This window comes from Arcobacter sp. LA11, from assembly GCF_001895145.1.
GTDB lineage: Bacteria > Campylobacterota > Campylobacteria > Campylobacterales > Arcobacteraceae > Halarcobacter.
This window is the reverse complement of sequence record NZ_BDIR01000025.1, coordinates 1-16,946: the sequence shown is the minus strand read 5'-3', so window position 1 is coordinate 16,946 and position 16,946 is coordinate 1. Positions and strand designations below refer to the sequence as shown.

Sequence of the window (16,946 nt, the reverse complement as noted above, 5' to 3'; positions counted from 1 at the left end):
ACTTGCATTTTTACCAAATAAAACACCATTGGAGTTAAGTATCCATACTTGACCATTTGCATTTAAAGCTCCGTTTATAACACTTTTTTCATTTCCTATTACTCTATTTAAAGCTATAGCTGAGCTATTGGGTTGTTTAAAGTTTACGGTTTCATGGTTGGCTATATTAAACTTTTGCCAATTTATACTCGCTTTTTGTGTATTTTGATGAATATTTGTGACATTAGCACTTTGTGAGATACTTGCATCTCCACTGGTTACTACTCCTCCACTTGGTGCTGCTTGAAGTAAGCTTGCACTTGTTAGCATTGCACTTACTACTAAGCTTATCTTCCCACCTTTTAAAATTCTAAAGCGTGAACTAAAATCGATTAATCTTTTCATTGGGTTTCCTTTTTCTGAACTGTTATTCAGTATAACACTCTAAAATGACTGTAAAATCAACAAATTTTAAAATTCTTAAAATTTTTATTGATTTTGTGTTGACTTTGATGTGGTATAATAATTATTATGATTGAAATTTTAAAAGAATTAAATGTTTTATATGTAGATGATGATAAAAGTGCATGTGAGAGTTTAAAGCATATTTTAACTTACTATTTTAAAGAAGTTTTTATTGCCCATAATGGAGAAGATGCTTTAAAGATTTATAATAATAAAAGATGCAATTTATTAATTGTAGATTATGATATGCCTGTAATGAATGGTTATGAATTTTTATCCAAAATACGAGAAAGTAACGATGATATTCCAGCTTTTATAATAAGCTCTTATGATGATAAAGTAAAACTAAAAAATGCTATAAAGCTGAACCTTTTAGAGTACGTTATAAAACCTTATGAATTAGATGAACTAAAAGCTATTTTACACAAATATGTAGAGTTGGTTTCAAAGAAAGGTTTATTAAGATATGAACTTAAAAAGAACTGTTTTTATGATAAAACAAAAAAAATTATTTTACAAAAAGAAAAAGAGTATAAGCTTACTGCTTTTGAAGTAAAGATTTTTGAGTTTTTATTACAAAATAGGAAAAAAGTAGTAAGTTACGATGAGCTTTTAGATATATTAAACTCTACAAACCAAAGGTCTCTTATATCTATGATTCATAAATTAAAAAAGAAACTACCTAATGGTATAATAGAAAATATAAAAGATATAGGATATATATTAAACTAATATGAAACTTCTTTTAACACTTTTTTTATTTTTTAACTATCTATTTGCTACAGAACTTGATAAAAAAGAGAAGTATCTTATTGATATGACAAATACTTTAACAATAGAAAATATTCTACAAAATAAAAATAGCTTTAAAAAAGTTACACGGTATAGTTTTGGAATTTTTGAAGATACCATTTGGTTAAATCTAAAACTAAAAAACAACACCTCCAAAACAATAAAAAAAAGAGTTTTTAATAAAATTCCAGCAATTGATTATGTTGAAGTATATATTTTTAAAAATAGTAAAATCATAAAAACCTATAAACTTGGGGATAAACTAAACCATCAACAAAGAGATAATCTTTCAAGAATACCCTATTTTGATATTAGTTTAGACCCTTTAGAAAATATAGAAATATTTATTAAACAAAAAACAATTCCTCCTATGGATATAAAATGGGATATAATTGATATAAATAGTTTTGAAAAAACATATAAAATAAATAACATGATATATTTTATTATAGTAGGTATATTTATTTTTTCTGCTATTGCAAGTTTGAGTTTTTATATATTTTTAAAACATATGCACTTTTTAATATATTCATTATTTACTATCTCTAATATTATCTATCAGTCATATTTTTTTGGATTTTTTTATGAACTTAATCTATATAACATTATAAATGAAGATGTTATTTATATAATGGCAAATTTAGTAGTATTCTTTTTAGGAATATTTCCAATAATATTTTTTAAACTTAAAAAAGATGAGTATAAAATTTTAGTATATATATTAAAAAGTTGTTTTGTTCTTTTATTTGTATTTATATTACTTTATTTTACTGGTATTATCCATACACAGAGTAATTTTTCTATACTTATATATAATATAGTCTTTTTTACACTTTTACTTATTTCAATTAGAACTTTTATAGATAAAAAACAAGGTTCTAGTTTTTATCTACTTGCAAATATTATCGTATTTTTTAGCACTGCTTATGCAATGATGAACTATTCAGGAGTATTTGCCCAGCCAACTTATTTTGGTTATTTTTGTAGTATTTTTGCTGCAACCTTACAAGATTTGTTTTTAGGTCTAGCTATAGTTCAAATAACCTATAAGATAAAAAAAGATAATGACAAAAAATCTGAACTTTTAAATGAATATTCTAAAATTTCATTTATAGGTCAAACAATGGTAAATATCTCACATCAGTGGAAAACACCAATTAATAATATATATAATAGCATTAATCATATAGAGATTGCTAGAGAATTTAATGATAAAAATATAAATAAGATTATTGACAAAAATATTTCAAATATAAAACAAAACACTATCTATTTAAAAGATACTGCTACAAAACAATTAAATTTTTATAAAGAAAAAGTAAATATAGAAAAAATCAATGTTTATAGTGAAATAAATTATGTAATAGAACTTATAGAAAGTGAATTTTCAAAAAACCATATAAAAGTTAAACTTGATTGTGATAAAACATTAAATATTTTAATAGAGAAAAATTATTTCTTAAATATTCTGATGGTTTTATTAGAAAACTCTTTTAAGATATTTGAAAAAAGAGCTATAAAAAACCCTTTAATCTCTATTAAAGTAGAAGAACAAAACAACTTAATACTTTATTTTGAAGACAATGGAGGTGGGGTAAGTAAAGATTTCATTAGTAAAATCTTTAAAAAGGATTACTCTTCTCTTTCTTCAACAGGGATTGGTCTGTATTTAGCAAAAAAGATTATTGAACATAAATTAAAAGGAAAAATATCTGCACAAAATACAGGTGATGGTATCTGTTTTAAACTAATAATTTAATATAAAGTTAGACAAGAACCATAATATGTGATAAATATTTATTAGTATTTAAGCTTCTAGAATAAAAGGATATTTCTTTTGTTCTATTCCATTTAAAACTAAAGAGATAAAATGTTCTCCTTTATAGTGCTTTCTAGTAGTCATATTTTTAAAACTCTGCTTTTTTATAAAACTCTTTTTCTTTTCTTTAATTTCATTTTGACTAATCATAAATACTTTTTTAGAATAAGTTCCATTTGACTTTAAATAATAAATTGCATACTCAACTCTTAAATTACCTAAAGGTATTTCACTTTTTAGTGCAAAACAAAATTTAAAACTGTCTCCAATATGTACTTTAGTATCCAACTTAAAATCATTTACTCTTATATGTTCTACACTACCATAATCAAAAAGCTTTAATATATCTTTATCGCCTCTTTTAAGCAGTGTTCTACTTGCGTGTTTACATATCCAATCAAGATTTTTTGTTTTTCCTAAATTTTTTGCTACAAACTCTATAACCAAATGGGGATTATCTTTTGCAATATCATTTAAGTTATTTGCCACGGATTTTCTTACATATTCACTCTTATCATTTTTCAAAAGTTCAAGTATTTCTAAAACTACTGTTGGGTCTTTTTTATATTTTGGAAGCGCTATAGCCCAAGGAAGCCTAGGTCTACACCCTTCTGAGGCAAGCCTTCTAATATGTTCATTTTTATCTTTTGTCCAAGTTTTCATTTGAGTCATTGTTTTATCTTGATACTTTAAAATAAACTGCCTTATTGCAAATTCAGAACTTGACTTTATTGTAAATACTTCCAAAGCTTTTATTGAGTTTTCATAATCATCTAGACCAAATACTTCAACAAAATCTTGAAAAACCATAGATTGTAAAGCCATAGAATCTTTATATTCTAAATCTTTTTTTACTTTTTTTAAAACTTCTAATTGTTCAATATAAGGAATAGGAATGAAGTCATTTAAATTTAGAACTATAAAGCGCATCCTCTCTTTTAGTTCTAGGTTTTTCCAGTTTTTATTAAAAATCTTTTTTTGAAAGTTTTTTTCATCAAAAGTAGAATAATACTCTTTTATTTTAATAGAAATAAATTCTACAAAATCTTTTGAGAATAACTCTTTTAGTTGTTCAGCCATTTATATATCCTAGTTTTTTAATATTTTACTATAAAAAAATAAGAGATATAAATTATATTACAAATTGAAATAAAATGCTTTAGTTATTTAAATCTTTATAAATAATTATCAGAAACAAAAATCTTAAACAATCCCTTTAAAAGGATTGTTTAAAAAATTTATGCAAATGCAGGTTCTAAGAAAGGAATAATTTGTTTTTTTCTAGATAAGCAACCATCTAACCAAACTTTTCCATCTTCTAATTCAACGTCAAATGCTGATTCAAAAACTGAATTATCTAAAGAAGCTACAATTACTTCTGAACCTTCTTTCATAATATCAGTTAAAAGTAAACATGCCGTATGAAGATTATTCTCTGCTCTTAAGTCTTCTAAATCTGCTTCTAAATCATCTTTAATTGTATCAAAAATTGCTAAATCAATAACTTCAAGTTGTCCAATTCCAACTGCATTTCCATGCATATCAAATGGTTTATAATCTCTTAAAATTAATTCTCTAACAGGAACACCTTCAACTGCTGATTTTACTTTGAACATTTCCATTCCAAGTGCACCAAAATCTTCAATACCTGCAATCTCAGCAAGTTCTCTTACTATTTTTATATCAATATCAGTACAAGTTGGTGATTTAAAAATAACCGTATCAGATAAAATTGCACATAACATAATTCCAGCAATATCTTTTGGTATTTCAATACCATGATAATCATACATCTCTTTAACAATTGTATTTGTACAACCAACAGGTCTAATCCAACACTCTAAAGGAGTGGAAGTAGTAATATCACCTAACTTATGATGGTCAACAATACCAACTACAGTAGCCTCATCAATATCTTTTGGTGCTTGACCTTTATCAGAATAATCAGTAATAAATAATTCTTCACCAGCAAACTCAGTTTTTAATATTGGTGCTTCAAAACCAAATCTATCTAAAATAAATTGTGTTTCAGGACTAACTGGTCCTTGTCTTGCAGGAATTGCTTCTCTTCCTATTTTATTTAATAAATACCCTAATGAAATAGCTGAACAGATAGAATCTGAATCAGGAGTTGTGTGTCCACATGTATAAATTGCCATTTATAATTTCCTATATTTTTTATGTCTACTTTTTAATATAACTTATAAAAAGTAGCAAAATTCTAAAGAATTGTACTTTAGTTTTCGTGATTTTACCTAAACTAATGTTATGTTACTTTTAAAGGATTATATTATTATACTTTGTTATAATAAATATTATTATGTTCTAAATACCAATAGGAAATCATATTGACAATATACGACTTAAAACCAAAATTCCAAGCTTTATTAAGACCCATTGTTAAAAACCTTGCTTCAAAAGGATATACAGCAAATCAAGTTACGATTTGGGCTATGTTATTATCTTTTGTAGGAGGAATATTTGTTCTATTAGGATTAGTAAATAAATATTTTTTACTTTTTATACCTTTTGTTATGTTCATAAGAATGGCTTTAAATGCAATAGATGGAATGCTTGCAAAAGAACACGATATGAAGACAAAAACAGGAGCTATGTTAAATGAAATTACTGATGTAGTTTCAGATGCAGTTTTATACCTACCATTTGCTTTTCTAATAAATCCTATAATAGTTGTACTATTTGTAGTTATTTCAATATTCACAGAATTTATAGGTATTAGTGCACAAGCTGTTTATAATGATAGAAGATATGATGGACCTATGGGAAAAAGTGATAGAGCTTTTGTTATTGGGCTTATCTCTTTACTTTTTGCTATAGGTATAAATTTTACTATATTAAACATCATCGTAACTATTGCCATAGTTTTAGCATTTTTAACTATGATAAATAGATGGAAGAAGGTAAATATATGAATATCTTAAATAGTACTATTTTAACTACTTTTTCAATAATCTTTTCAATTTTAGTTTTTGCTTTTTTAGTAATAAAATATCTTCAAAAGAAAAATAACAAACCTTACACAGAGCTATACGATAGAACAAAATCATGGTTTTATATGATACTTATTTTTGCTATATCTGTTTTTTTAAATGACATTTTAGCCATGATATTTTTTGCTCTTTTAAGTTATTTAGCTTTAAAAGAATATTTTACTTTAATTCCCACAAGACTTACAGATAGAAGAATTATGTTTTATGGATATTTAGTAATTATATTTCAGTATTATCTAGCCTATATTCAATGGTATGAAGTCTTTATAATCTGTATTCCTGTTTATCTCTTTTTATTTTTACCATTTAGACAAATGTTAATAGGAGATACAAAGGGTTTTATAAATAATACTAGTAAAGTTCAATGGGGTGTTATGTTATTTGTTTTTGCAATAAGTCATGTAGCATATTTATTAAGATTGCCCTCAATTGACTTAGTAAGTGGAGCAATGATGGTTTTATATCTAATTTTCTTAACTGAACTAAATGATATTTTACAATATGTATGTGGGAAAAGCTTTGGAAAGAGAAAAATTATTCCTAAAGTTAGTCCAAATAAAACTGTTGAAGGATTTGTAGGAGCGATGATTTTAACTACTACTTTAGCTGTAGTTTTTTCATACCTTACACCATTTACAATTTTAGAGGCAATTGGAGCTGGACTTATTATAAATATTGGTGGATTTATAGGAGATGTAGTTGTTTCTATGGTAAAACGAGATGTTGGAGTAAAAGATGGTGGAAATATGATTGCAGGTCATGGAGGAATTATTGATAGAATTGATAGCCTAACTTATACTGCACCACTATTTTTCCATTATGTTTATTATCTTTATTACTAGGGAAAAGAATGTATAAAAAAATATTTTTTAAGTTTTTTGTTAAACCTCTGATTTTCTTAGTTACAGGTATTTCAATAAAAGGAAAAGAAAATATTCCAAAAGATGAGCCATACATAATAATTGCAAATCACAACAGTCACTTGGATATTTTAGCAATTATGAGTATGTACAAAAGTGATGCTGTAATAGATGTAAATCCAGTTGCTGCAAGTGATTATTTCTTTAAAAACAAATATTTAAAATGGATATCTTTAAATCTAATAGGGATAATCCCTATTAATAGAAAGATAAAAAGAAAAGGTACAGCTCACCCTCTTGATGAAGTTTATAAAAAAATTGAAGAGAAAAAGACCTTGATAATATTTCCAGAAGGAAGTCGAGGTGAACCAGAAGAGTTACAAAAATTTAAAAATGGCATAGGTCATATTGCTAAGAAATATCCAAATCTAAAAATTCTTCCTGTAGTTTTAGAAAATGCAGGTAAAGCCCTTCCAAAAAACGAAGCTTTATTTGTACCCTTAATTATAAAACTAGAAGTAAAAAAAGCTTTTACTTTTAATGATCTAGATTTAGATACAAAAGATTTTGTAAAAAAACTTGAAGAGAATTTTAAAAAGGAAGAAAATGAGTAAGATAGAAGAGAATTCAGAATTTATTTCTTTTGATGAAGAAAAAATATTTTATAGAAAATATAGTGATGAAACTTGGAATAAAAAAGTAGTAATAGTTTTACATAGAGGCCATGAACATTCAAAAAGATTGGAAGATATTATAAATGATAAAAGGTTAGAAGGATATAGAGTTTATTCTTATGATTATAGAGGACATGGATATACAAAAGCAAAAGCAACATATGAGTTTATGAACTTAGTTAGAGACCTAAATGCTTTTGTTAATTTTATTTGTCAAGAAAATAATATAAAACAAGAACAGATTTTTATAATAGCAAACTCGGTTGCTGGAGTAGTTGCTTCAACTTGGATTCATGATTATGCACCTAAAATAGCTGGAGTTGCTTTAGTTGCACCTGCTTTTAAAATTAAACTTTATTTTCCTTTTGCAAAAGAATTTCTAAATCTAGCAATTAAATTCAAAAAAGATTTAAATATAAAATCATACGTAAAAGCAAAGTATTTAACTAAAAATACTCTTGAACAAGAAAAATACAATGCGGATGAACTTATTACTCCTGATATACCAGCAAAACAATTAGTTACACTTCTTGATACTGCAAAAAGAGTTGTAGATGACGCAAATCTTATTTCTTGTCCTACTTTAGTTTTATCTGCACAAAAAGATTATGTAGTTGATGATAAAATACAAGGTGACTTTTTTTCAAGACTCTCTTCAAAAACTAAAAAGCTTGTTCCTCTAAAAGATTCTTATCATGGGGTTCTTTATGATTTAGATAAAAACCTTGCTTTAAATGAGATTTTTAACTTTATGGAAAAATGTTTTACTTTAAAGAAAAAAGATTATCTAAGTAAAAAAATAAGAATTACAGAAGATGAAAAATCAAAAATACTTTATGGAAATGAATCTTTTATAAATAGAGTTTCATACTTTTTTCAAAAAAAAATAATGCACAACTTAGGTTTTTTAAGTGAAGGTATTTCTATTGGTTTAAAATATGGCTTTGATTCAGGAGTTACTTTAGACTACGTTTATGAAAATGAAGCAAAAGGAAAAAGCTTTATAGGAAAATCAATTGATAGAAACTATCTTGATAGTATTGGATGGAAAGGTATTAGACAAAGAAAAATAAATATGAAAAAACTTCTTGTTTCAAAAATCGAAGCTCTATTAGAAGAAAACAAGGAAATTAAAATATTAGATATTGCAGGAGGTCCGGCTAGATATTTAATTGAAATTGCAAAAGAGTATCCTCAAGTTAGTATTTTTGTTCAAGATTATCAAATACAAAATATAGAAAAAGGTAAAGAATTAGCCTCAAAAGAAAATCTAGAAAACATAAAATATAAACAAGCTGACGCTTTTGATAAAAAGACATATAAAGACTTAAATTTCACTCCAAATATAGTTATAGTATCTGGTGTTTTTGAGTTATTTAGTGATAATAATCTTATAAACAAAGCTATTAAAGGTATATCTTCTATTATTGAAGCTAATGGCTATTTACTTTATACTGGACAACCTTGGCATCCTCAATTAGAACAAATTGCAAATGTTTTAGGTAATCATCAACAAGAAAAATGGGTTATGAGAAGAAGAAGCCAATATGAACTTGATACATTATTTGAAAAAGCTAATTTCAAAAAAGACAATATGTTAATTGATAACTGGGGAATTTTTACAGTTTCTTCTAGTAAAATCAAGAAGAATAATGTCTAAATTTGATATTGCATTAAGTTCACAAAGTACTTTAAAAGAGCGTTTTGTATGGCTCTTATATTTAGGTATTGTATTTTTTTTACTATATGGAAGTGTAAATCAATACGCACTTATTACACAAACACAAACTTCATTTTTTATGGAATGGGAAAAAAGTATTCCTTTTATTGAAGGTTTTATTGTTCCTTATATGTCCTCTGATATTTTATTTGTAGTAGCTTTTTTACTATCTCAAACAAGAATTAGTTTAAAAATACTAGCTTTAAGAAGTTTTATGTCAATAATTATTTCAGTTTCAATTTTTGCACTATTTCCATTGAAATTTGCTTTTGAAAAACCACTTGTAGATAACTTTTTATTTGATATGTTAGAAATGGATTTACCATACAATCAAATGCCCTCTTTACATGTAAGCCTTGCTGTAATATTGTGGTTTAGTATGAAAAATAATATAAAATCAAAACTAATTAAAATAGTATTATTTATTTGGTTGATTTTAGTGATTTTATCTACTCTACTTGTTTATCAACATCATTTTATAGACATCCCTACAGGGTTTTTAGTAGGTATTATTCTAGTATATCTAATAAATGAAAAAAGAGAAACTTATTTCACAAAATCTTTTACAACTCCTAGAAATATAAAAATTGCTCTTTACTATTTAGTTTTATCAATTATTTTCATGGTTTTAAGTTTTAAACTATCTTCAATAATTTGTCTATATTTATTTCTTAGTATTTTTTCTCTTAGTGCAATTTATACTTTTGGGCTAAATGATTTTTTAATTTCTAAAAATCCATATATCAACGTTTTACAAAAGATTTTTTTCTTACCTTATTTTATAGGAAGTCATCTCTCTTGGATATATTATAAAAGAAAAATTCCTTTTATTTCAAAATTTAATGAAAATATATATTTTGGAAGACAAGCAGATACTAAAGAATATGAAAAACTAAAAGAACTAGGAATTAAGAAAATTATAAACTTATGTCCTGAATTACAATTTAACAAAATAGATATTCCTCAAAAAAGATATAACTTTTTAGATTTAACAATGCAATCTCCTAAAAATATATTAGAAGTAATAAAAGAAATAGAAAATAGTCATGATAAAATCTATATTCATTGTAAACTAGGTATGTCAAGAACTATATTAGTAATATCTTCATATATGTTATACAAAGAGAAAAGTTTTGAAGATATAGAAAAATTTTTAAAAGAAAGAAGACCTTTATATGTTAAATCTAAATATATGAAAATTAATTTAGATATATTTAAAGAATTGTTATTATAATAATCAAAAAAGGATATTAAATGATTAGTAAAGATTTACAAAAAGCATTAATAGAACAACTAAATAAAGAATATCACTCAGCATATATATATTTAGGTATGAGTGCGTACTGTTCAAAAGAAGGCTTCAATGGAGCTGCAAATTGGTTTTTAATTCAATACCAAGAAGAAGTATCACATGGTATGAAAATGTTTAAATATCTTGAAGACCAAGATGTTGCAATCGAACTTCCAGAGATTAAAGCTGTAAAAGTTGAATATAAATCACTTTTAGATGTATTTAAAAAATCATTAGCTCATGAGCAATCTATGACAAAAAACTTAAATAACTTATCTGATTTAGCAATGAAAGATAAAGATCATGCAACTTATAGCTTACTTCAATGGTATGTTACTGAACAAGTTGAAGAAGAAGCAACTGTGGGAGAAATCATTGACCATATTAAGCTTGTGGGAGATAATGGTTACGGACTTTATACAATTGATAAAGAACTAGCAGGAAGAAGCTTTGTTGACCCAACTGCTTAAATTATAAATAAGAGCCTTGGCTCTTATTTATTCTTGTATAAGAAATTTTCCTACACTTTTATCTTTTATTAATTTACTTGCATCTACAACAACACCATGCATTGCTAAATAGATACCCTTTTCAATAGAAGCACTTAAAAAACCTAAAGCTTGTGAAAAATTCATAGTTGCTTCAACCTCATCAATACTCATAGGAACCATAGCACCCGTAAATACTATTTTTTTATTTGAAACTTGTTCACGTAAAAAAGCAGAAGTTAAATCAACTGTATCTGTTCCATGAATGATTATAATTTTATCATTTGATGTTTCATTAACTGCATCTGTGATAATTTGTCTATCATTATCATCCATATCTAAACTATCTTTTGAAACTATATTTTTAATTTCAAACTCTACATTATGACAAGAAGCTATTATCTTATCTAATGCTAAATTATCACTTGGAACTTCTAGTTGTCCTTTAATTGGATTATATCTTTTATTAAATGTTCCACCAGTATTTATTATAGTTACGTTCATCTAAATATCCTTATTTTTGATAGTTTGTTACCATGTTTTTTGGATGAAGAAGCTCATCTAATTCTTCTTTTGTAAATAATTCTTGTTCCAAAATAATATCATATATTCTTTTATTTGTTGCAAGAGCTTCTTTTGCTAAAGCTGAACTTTTTTCATATCCTAATATTGGATTTAAAGAAGTTACGATAGTTACAGAGTTTAAAATATTTTCCATACATACATCTTCATTTGCAGTGATTCCTTTTATACATTTTTGGGCTAAAGTATAAAAAGATCTTCTCATCATATTTATTGAAGTAAATAACTTATATGCAACTAAAGGTTCAAATACATTTAACTGTAATTGCCCTCCTTCACAAGCCATTGAAATAGTAACATCTGCACCAATAACTTCAAATGCCACTTGATTTACAACTTCAGGAATAACTGGATTTACTTTACCTGGCATTATTGAACTTCCTGGTTGTACTTTTGGAAGGTTTATTTCATTGAAACCTGCCCTAGGTCCACTACTTAAAAGTCTTAAATCATTACAAATTTTAGATATTTTAATAGCTACTCTTTTTAGTATCCCAGAGATATGAACAAACGCTCCAGTATCTTGCGTAGCTTCAATCAAGTTTCCAGCACTTATATAATCCACACCAGTAACTTCTCTTAAATTACTTATTACTTTTCTTTGATAAGCTGCTTTTGTATTAATACCTGTACCAATAGCAGTTGCTCCAAGATTTACCTCTTTTAAAAGTGCTTGTGCATCTCTTAATCTATAAATATCTTCATCAATCATTACAGCATATGTTTTAAACTCTTGACCTAAAGTCATAGGAACTGCATCTTGAAGCTGTGTTCTTCCCATTTTTAAAACATCTTTAAACTCTTCTGCTTTTACATCAAAAGCATCTCTTAAATATCTAAGGGAATCTTTTAGTTTATAAATAAGTTCATGAAGAGTAAGCTTTATTGCTGTTGGATATACATCATTTGTTGATTGAGACATATTGATATGATTATTTGGATGAATAATTTCATATGAACTTCGTGGTTTTTGTAATATCTCTAAAGCTCTGTTTGCAATAACTTCATTTGCATTCATATTTGTTGAAGTTCCAGCTCCACCTTGTATTGGGTCAACAATAAACTGGTCATGAAATTTGCCATCAATTATTTCATTACAAGCTTGAATAATAGCATCTCTTTGTATATCATTTAAATCACCTAACTCATAATTAGTTAAAGCACAAGACTTTTTTACCTTTGCTAATGATTTAATAAAATTTGGAAATAGTGATAAACTTGTATGTGTTATATCAAAATTTTCACTTGCTCTTAAAGTTTGAATACCATAATAGCTCTCTTTTTCTATCTTTTTTTCACCTAAAAAATCTTTTTCAATTCTAAAGTTTTCTTCCATAAATTTCCCCTAGTTTTTAAACCCAAAAATTATACATAAGTTACATAAAAATTACATTATGTTTTTTATTTAGATTAATTTAAAAATTATGCCAAGTAAAAGTATGTAAAAAGTGGGATTTCTATCTTTTTAAGCTAAAGTATATCCTTCTTGAGGAACATTTTTAATTACATTTATAGGCAGCTTATGTCTTAAATCTTTTATAAAAGACTTTAAAGCATGTGTAGTCATCTCTTTATCTATCCAAAGTTCCTCTTCAATTTCATTATAAGTCAAAATTCCATTTTTTCTATTATATAAAAGATGTAAAAAATCCTTCTCTCTTTTTCTTAAAATTATAGTCTCATTTTTATTATATATAAGTTCTCTCTTTTGTAAATCTAAAATCAAATCTTCATGCAAAGTGATAGTTTCTAAACTCTTTTTTAAATATTTTAAAAGTGCTTCATTTAATTTTTTTAGATTTAATGGTTTTAATATAAAATGATTAATATTTAAATTTATCAAATCCATCAGATATTCTTCATTTGAGTATGCTGTTAACATTATAATTGCGGTATTTAAATCATTTTCTCTTATTCTTTTAACAAGTTCAACCCCATCACAATTCTTCATTTGAATATCTGTTAGTATAATTTTTGGTTTATAATCTAAGTATAATTCATATGCTTCATTACCATCTCTAGCTTCATATACTTCATCAAAATAGTATTTTAAAGTATCTACTATAACTTTTCTAATACCATCTTCATCTTCAACACAAAGAATAGGTACATTTTTTAATTCTTCTAATAAATTTTCTTCCATTTTTTTATCCTGCAAGTACTATTTTAAAAACAGCACCTTTTTCATCATTATATACACTAAGTTCTCCACCCATATTTCGCTCTATTATAAGTTTTGAAATATACAATCCTAAACCTGTACCCTTTGTAGAATCTTTCGTACTAAAGTATGGATCAAATATCAAATCAAAATACTCTTTATTTATTCCACCTGCATTATCTGCAACTTTTACAATAGTATTAATTCCCCTATTTTCAATACTTAAAGAGATAGATGGATCAACAACTTTTTTCTCAACTAAAATATCTCTAGCATTAGAAATAAGATTTAAAATAACTTGAGAAAACTCTGTAGGATAACCATGTATTTGTCTATTATCTTTTACATCTAAGTTTAATTTTATTGAACTATCATCTAAAGAAGCATTTACTAAATTTATAGCTTTCTTACAAGAATCCAAAACAAAGAAGTTTTCTTTTATTTTGTCCGGTTTATAAAAATTTCTAAAATCATCAATAGTATTTGACATAAACTCAATCATCTTATCACTTCTCTCTATAGAACTAATAATATGTTTATCATTCACTTTTTTAAATCTTGTTGCAGTTTCAAGTTCCATTAATATTCCCGATAACTCAGTTAATGGCTGTCTCCATTGGTGTGCAATCATACTTATCATTGACCCCATTCTTGCTAATTTTGATTGTTGCAATATAGCTTTATCTTTTCTTTTTCCTTCTGCAATACCTTCTTCAACTTTAAAAGCTAGATTTTTATTAAGACTTTCAAGTTTATCCTCTTTATTTTGAACTTGAGTTTTATATTTTTTAACCACATCACTTATAATAGAAGTCATTAAAATAGAAAAAAGTGCCATAAAAACTAAAATAGTTCCTGTTTGAATAAGCATAAAATCTTTAAATTCATTTTCTCTTATTTTATGTTGTTTTATTTTTTTATCAATTATTGTATTGATATCTTCTTTTTTATTCTCTAAAAGATATAACTCTTTATACTCTTTTATATCAAGTTCAAAGTTCTCATTAGAAAGTTTTAAATAATATGAAGTTGTAAAAAAAGATAAGAAAAGTATACTAAGAAATGGAATTATAATAGTAAAAAAAGGTATTCCATCTTTATTAAACACATATAATCCTTTCAATTTAGTTAAATAATATAATGTCCAAACTTTACTTAAAAACTTTTTTCAACTAGTTTTCTTGCTAACAATTGAGTAACATCAATTAAATTTTTATCTTTATATTTTAATTTTATTAAAGGCAGTTCAGTACAAGCAAGAAAAATATTATTTGATTCTACTTTATCAACAATAATTCTAAAATCATTTATAACCTTATGTGAATCTCCACCATATTTTTTCACATCATAAATAAGCTCATGTACTTTTTTCAAATCTTTAGGAACTTCTATATTAAATGTGTCAATTAAAGGTTTAAATACAGAGTATTCTTTCATTTGAATAACTGGAAGAGCACCAACAATACAAACTTTTTTTAAAGAGTTTTCAACTAAATAGTCTTTTACGACATCAAAAGTAGATATAAATTTATGTTTTAAATATATCTTTTCAATTTTATTAGAATATAAATTTAAAGTATTACAAGCAATTGCAAAATAGTCTACTCTTTTACAAATATCTCTTATAGCGTTTTCTAAAGTTTCCCAAACTCTATTGTAGTTTTTTTCAAGTTCCATAGAGTGTCCCAATTCAGGGACAGAAAGAACAGTTACATTTGGAGCATCTAAATCGCCTTGGAAATCATCTTTTAAAAAAAGTTTATTCTCTTCTAAAATCTTTTGCCATAAATCAACTCCAGCCTCAGGACCAGAGCCTGTTATAATTCCAATCTTTTTTCTCATATTAAATTATAAAGCGTAAGTATAATACTTACGCTTTCTCCTTAGCTCTTTCGTCATTGATATTATCAACAATCTCTTTCCAAGTATTTTCATCAATTTTAAATTCACTATAATCGTTGTATCTTAAAACTGGTTTTTTACCTTCTTTAAGTTGTCTATCATAACCTTTTATAAGTCTAAGTACAGGTTTATATAACACAGCAATTACAATTAAGTTGATTACAGCTAATAATCCCATTGATAAATCAGCAAAAGAGAATACAGAACCTAAATCTTGGAATGAACCCCAAACAATTAAAGCAATAACAATTACTCTAAAAACGTTAAATGCTGAAGTATTACCTTTTGTAAAAAAGTTAAGTGAATTTTCTGCTAAATAGTAATTATATAACATAGAAGAAAAACCAAATAACAGTAAAGCAACAGTTACAAAATATCCACCAAAAGGACCAATATGTTCAATCAATGCATTTTGAGTAAGTAAAACACCTTGTACTCCTTCAACACCTGGAGTATAAACACCAGATAAAAGAATAATAAATGCAGTACAAGAACATAAAATAATAGTATCAATAAATACTGAAAATGATTGAACAATTCCTTGTTGAACTGGATGAGCAACATATGCAACAGCTGCAACATTTGGAGCAGAACCTAATCCCGCTTCATTTGAAAACATACCTCTTTTTGCACCTTGTAAAATTACTGCACCAATTCCACCACCAATGGCAGAACTTGGATTAAATGCTTCAGATACAATCATTGAAATCAAAGAAGGAATTTCTGTAATATTTAATGCAATAACAACTATAGCAATAAGTAAATATCCCACAGCCATAATAGGAACAATAACTTCTGAAAATCTAGTGATTCTTTTAATACCACCAAAGATTGCTAAACCAAAAACTACAGTTAAAGCTGAACCTGTTACCCAAGTAGGAATATCAAAAGAAGATTGAAATGAAGTTGTGATAATAAATGATTGAGTTGCATTAAAAGCAAACCCAAATGTTATCATTAATAAAACAGAAATAATAATACCAAGCCATCTTTGACCTAAAGCTTTAGTAACATAATAAGCTGGTCCACCTCTATAAACACAAGAGTCTTCGCCATCTTTTTCTTTATATAATTGAGCTAAAGAACACTCAAAAAAACTTGTACTCATACCAATAAGACCAATAACCCACATCCAAAAAACTGCGCCCGGACCACCAAGTGTAATAGCTACTGCAACCCCTGCAATATTTCCACCACCTACA

The 16,946-nt window shown here is 26.1% G+C and carries 17 protein-coding genes; 8 read left to right on the top strand and 9 right to left on the bottom strand.

Annotated elements, in window-relative coordinates; all coding sequences use genetic code 11:
* Nucleotides 1-384 (bottom strand): filamentous hemagglutinin N-terminal domain-containing protein (locus tag BT997_RS15035; RefSeq protein WP_143145217.1); only part of this gene is annotated, 384 nt, incomplete at its 3' end.
* A gap of 126 nt (nucleotides 385-510) precedes the next feature.
* On the opposite strand from BT997_RS15035, the gene BT997_RS15030 reads away from it, so the two are divergent.
* Together BT997_RS15030 and BT997_RS15025 are read left to right on the top strand one after the other, a co-directional pair.
* Nucleotides 511-1,176: a response regulator transcription factor gene (locus BT997_RS15030; RefSeq protein ID WP_072682749.1), complete on the top strand. Its 666-nt coding sequence runs from the start codon at nucleotides 511-513 to the stop codon at nucleotides 1,174-1,176.
* 1 nt (nucleotide 1,177) lies between these two features.
* Nucleotides 1,178-2,995 carry a sensor histidine kinase gene (locus tag BT997_RS15025; RefSeq protein WP_072682748.1) on the top strand — a complete coding sequence of 606 codons (1,818 nt, stop codon included), beginning with the start codon at nucleotides 1,178-1,180 and terminating at the stop codon, nucleotides 2,993-2,995.
* A 48-nt stretch (nucleotides 2,996-3,043) separates the two neighbouring features.
* Here BT997_RS15025 and BT997_RS15020 read toward each other — a convergent pair whose 3' ends face one another.
* Together BT997_RS15020 and BT997_RS15015 are read right to left on the bottom strand one after the other, a co-directional pair.
* A complete protein-coding gene (locus tag BT997_RS15020) occupies nucleotides 3,044-4,135 on the bottom strand; it encodes a DNA alkylation repair protein (RefSeq protein ID WP_072682747.1) in 1,092 nt (363 codons plus the stop codon).
* Between the two features lie 158 nt (nucleotides 4,136-4,293).
* Nucleotides 4,294-5,214, bottom strand: coding sequence for a manganese-dependent inorganic pyrophosphatase (locus BT997_RS15015; protein ID WP_072682746.1), 921 nt, complete (start codon nucleotides 5,212-5,214; stop codon nucleotides 4,294-4,296).
* Nucleotides 5,215-5,403: 189 nt separating this feature from the next.
* Between BT997_RS15015 and BT997_RS15010 the strand changes: the two genes are divergently transcribed.
* From BT997_RS15010 to BT997_RS14985, 6 genes are read left to right on the top strand one after another with little or no spacing between them, the layout of a single operon-like run.
* Nucleotides 5,404-5,988, top strand: coding sequence for a CDP-alcohol phosphatidyltransferase family protein (locus tag BT997_RS15010; protein ID WP_072682745.1), 585 nt, complete (start codon nucleotides 5,404-5,406; stop codon nucleotides 5,986-5,988).
* A complete protein-coding gene (locus tag BT997_RS15005) occupies nucleotides 5,985-6,908 on the top strand; it encodes a phosphatidate cytidylyltransferase (RefSeq protein WP_072682750.1) in 924 nt (307 codons plus the stop codon). Before BT997_RS15010 ends, BT997_RS15005 begins: the two co-directional genes overlap by 4 nt.
* A gap of 8 nt (nucleotides 6,909-6,916) precedes the next feature.
* Nucleotides 6,917-7,540 (top strand): 1-acyl-sn-glycerol-3-phosphate acyltransferase, encoded by a 624-nt coding sequence (locus BT997_RS15000; RefSeq protein WP_072682744.1) that lies wholly within the window; start codon nucleotides 6,917-6,919, stop codon nucleotides 7,538-7,540.
* Nucleotides 7,533-9,260 (top strand): bifunctional alpha/beta hydrolase/class I SAM-dependent methyltransferase, encoded by a 1,728-nt coding sequence (locus BT997_RS14995; RefSeq protein ID WP_072682743.1) that lies wholly within the window; start codon nucleotides 7,533-7,535, stop codon nucleotides 9,258-9,260. The genes BT997_RS15000 and BT997_RS14995 overlap by 8 nt, the downstream gene beginning before the upstream one ends.
* The gene (locus BT997_RS14990; protein WP_072682742.1) at nucleotides 9,253-10,554 is read left to right on the top strand and encodes a phosphatase PAP2 family protein; all 1,302 of its coding nucleotides are present in this window, start codon (nucleotides 9,253-9,255) and stop codon (nucleotides 10,552-10,554) included. Before BT997_RS14995 ends, BT997_RS14990 begins: the two co-directional genes overlap by 8 nt.
* 20 nt (nucleotides 10,555-10,574) lie before the next feature.
* Nucleotides 10,575-11,081 (top strand): ferritin, encoded by a 507-nt coding sequence (locus BT997_RS14985; RefSeq protein ID WP_072682741.1) that lies wholly within the window; start codon nucleotides 10,575-10,577, stop codon nucleotides 11,079-11,081.
* 27 nt (nucleotides 11,082-11,108) lie between these two features.
* Here BT997_RS14985 and BT997_RS14980 read toward each other — a convergent pair whose 3' ends face one another.
* The 6 genes from BT997_RS14980 to BT997_RS14955 all read right to left on the bottom strand — a co-directional run.
* Entirely contained in the window at nucleotides 11,109-11,603 is a 495-nt protein-coding gene (locus BT997_RS14980; protein ID WP_072682740.1) for an asparaginase domain-containing protein, read from the bottom strand.
* Between the two features lie 10 nt (nucleotides 11,604-11,613).
* Nucleotides 11,614-13,017 carry an aspartate ammonia-lyase gene (gene aspA, locus BT997_RS14975; protein WP_072682739.1) on the bottom strand — a complete coding sequence of 468 codons (1,404 nt, stop codon included), beginning with the start codon at nucleotides 13,015-13,017 and terminating at the stop codon, nucleotides 11,614-11,616.
* 129 nt (nucleotides 13,018-13,146) lie between these two features.
* Complete coding sequence (locus BT997_RS14970) at nucleotides 13,147-13,824, bottom strand: response regulator transcription factor (RefSeq protein WP_072682738.1); 678 nt, start codon at nucleotides 13,822-13,824, stop codon at nucleotides 13,147-13,149.
* 4 nt (nucleotides 13,825-13,828) lie between these two features.
* Nucleotides 13,829-14,950, bottom strand: a complete 1,122-nt coding sequence (locus BT997_RS14965; RefSeq protein WP_072682737.1) for a sensor histidine kinase — start codon at nucleotides 14,948-14,950, stop codon at nucleotides 13,829-13,831.
* Between the two features lie 47 nt (nucleotides 14,951-14,997).
* Nucleotides 14,998-15,684: an aspartate/glutamate racemase family protein gene (locus BT997_RS14960; protein ID WP_072682736.1), complete on the bottom strand. Its 687-nt coding sequence runs from the start codon at nucleotides 15,682-15,684 to the stop codon at nucleotides 14,998-15,000.
* 28 nt (nucleotides 15,685-15,712) lie between these two features.
* Nucleotides 15,713-16,946: alanine/glycine:cation symporter family protein (locus BT997_RS14955; protein WP_072682735.1), on the bottom strand; the 1,234-nt coding region annotated here is incomplete at its 5' end.

What these genes read in the sequence shown, in the direction of transcription:
- BT997_RS15030 (WP_072682749.1), top strand. Translation starts at nt 511, where the DNA reads ATGATTGAAATTTTAAAAGAATTAAATGTTTTATATGTAGATGATGAT.
- BT997_RS15025 (WP_072682748.1), top strand. Translation starts at nt 1,178, where the DNA reads ATGAAACTTCTTTTAACACTTTTTTTATTTTTTAACTATCTATTTGCT.
- BT997_RS15020 (WP_072682747.1), bottom strand. Translation starts at nt 4,135, where the DNA reads ATGGCTGAACAACTAAAAGAGTTATTCTCAAAAGATTTTGTAGAATTT.
- BT997_RS15015 (WP_072682746.1), bottom strand. Translation starts at nt 5,214, where the DNA reads ATGGCAATTTATACATGTGGACACACAACTCCTGATTCAGATTCTATC.
- BT997_RS15005 (WP_072682750.1), top strand. Translation starts at nt 5,985, where the DNA reads ATGAATATCTTAAATAGTACTATTTTAACTACTTTTTCAATAATCTTT.
- BT997_RS15000 (WP_072682744.1), top strand. Translation starts at nt 6,917, where the DNA reads ATGTATAAAAAAATATTTTTTAAGTTTTTTGTTAAACCTCTGATTTTC.
- BT997_RS14995 (WP_072682743.1), top strand. Translation starts at nt 7,533, where the DNA reads ATGAGTAAGATAGAAGAGAATTCAGAATTTATTTCTTTTGATGAAGAA.
- BT997_RS14990 (WP_072682742.1), top strand. Translation starts at nt 9,253, where the DNA reads ATGTCTAAATTTGATATTGCATTAAGTTCACAAAGTACTTTAAAAGAG.
- BT997_RS14985 (WP_072682741.1), top strand. Translation starts at nt 10,575, where the DNA reads ATGATTAGTAAAGATTTACAAAAAGCATTAATAGAACAACTAAATAAA.
- BT997_RS14980 (WP_072682740.1), bottom strand. Translation starts at nt 11,603, where the DNA reads ATGAACGTAACTATAATAAATACTGGTGGAACATTTAATAAAAGATAT.
- aspA (WP_072682739.1), bottom strand. Translation starts at nt 13,017, where the DNA reads ATGGAAGAAAACTTTAGAATTGAAAAAGATTTTTTAGGTGAAAAAAAG.
- BT997_RS14970 (WP_072682738.1), bottom strand. Translation starts at nt 13,824, where the DNA reads ATGGAAGAAAATTTATTAGAAGAATTAAAAAATGTACCTATTCTTTGT.
- BT997_RS14960 (WP_072682736.1), bottom strand. Translation starts at nt 15,684, where the DNA reads ATGAGAAAAAAGATTGGAATTATAACAGGCTCTGGTCCTGAGGCTGGA.